At 41.8% G+C, this 1,142-nt stretch carries 1 protein-coding gene; it reads right to left on the bottom strand.

The features are described from left to right. Nucleotides 1-26 precede the first annotated feature (26 nt). Nucleotides 27-965 (bottom strand): IS30 family transposase, encoded by a 939-nt coding sequence (locus tag CHB62_RS14485; protein WP_089367369.1) that lies wholly within the window; start codon nucleotides 963-965, stop codon nucleotides 27-29. Between the last annotated feature and the right edge of the window lie 177 nt (nucleotides 966-1,142).

Below are 1,142 nucleotides of genomic sequence, written 5' to 3'. Positions count from 1 at the left end.
CGCAGAGTCAACCAGCAAGTGCAAAATTACAAAACGTGTTTAAAGAACTCACACTTTGGAGTAGAAAAGTTTAATTTTTCTCTTGGTCTTTCGTTCAATTTCTTTTGTATGGACATAATTCTCTTGTCCGTATAGTTATCAAACGAATCCTTTTTAGGTATATACTGCCTGATTAATTTGTTTGTATTCTCAACAGTTCCCTTTTGCCATGAACAATATGGGTCAGCGAAGTACACGGGCACACCTAAGTATTTGGTGATGTCCTTATGTGCCGCAAATTCAGGTCCGTTATCTGTTGTAATTGTCTTCAGGCTGTTCTTGTATGGCAGCAGTAGTTTCCTAACCACCTTTGCCAGAGGCTTTGACATTTTTCCAAATGGCAGTTTCTGCATAAGCAACATATTGGTGGATTTCTCCACTATTGTGAGTATGGCGTGCTGGGCAGGGTCGACGATCAAGTCCATCTCAAAATCTCCAAATCTCTTCCCGTCAACTTCTTTACTTCTTTCATGGATACTCACCCTGTCCTTTATTGGAAGATGTCCGCCTTTGGGACGATGCCTGTATTTCATCTTATGCCTTGTGTGTTCTGCAAGTTTCCCTGTTGTATCATTGTGGATGATGTTATAGATGGATTGGTGTGACACCTCTATGCCCTCATTCATGCGCAGATACCCTGATATTTGTCTTGGAGACCACTGGTCGTTGGTAATATATTCTTTAATTCTCCAAACTAATTCGTCGGAGAGTTTGGCGTTAGTTACCGTGCTCTTTCTGCGCTGCATAGCCATATCATGCGCCTTCGTCCAGATATATTTTCCAGAAGGCGTGCTGTTGCGTTTGATTTCACGTGAGAGTGTTGACTGACTAATACCGACGATGTCGGCAATTTCTTTTCTCGCTGTTTTCTTTTGGAGTAAGGCAAAAATTTGCGACCTTTGCTCCGAGATTAATTGATGATACATTTGCAATACAAAGTTAGTTAATCTTTGGGAGACTTCGGTCTCCTTTTTTTTATTTGTATTGCTGGTTGTTTCTTTTTCCTCTCCGAGAGATGCAGACAACCTCTCGCTACGCGTCGAGAACGTCTGCATCTCTCGGAGAGGGACACTCTTTTATTGCACTTCGTTTTGGAACTTGCA

The sequence above is a fragment of the Prevotella jejuni genome (genome assembly GCF_900187995.1).
GTDB classification, from domain to species: Bacteria; Bacteroidota; Bacteroidia; order Bacteroidales; family Bacteroidaceae; genus Prevotella; species Prevotella jejuni.
This window is presented reverse-complemented; position numbering and strand designations above follow the sequence as displayed.

Coding starts and splice junctions, on each gene's coding strand:
- CHB62_RS14485 (WP_089367369.1), bottom strand. CDS start 965: ATGTATCATCAATTAATCTCGGAGCAAAGGTCGCAAATTTTTGCCTTA.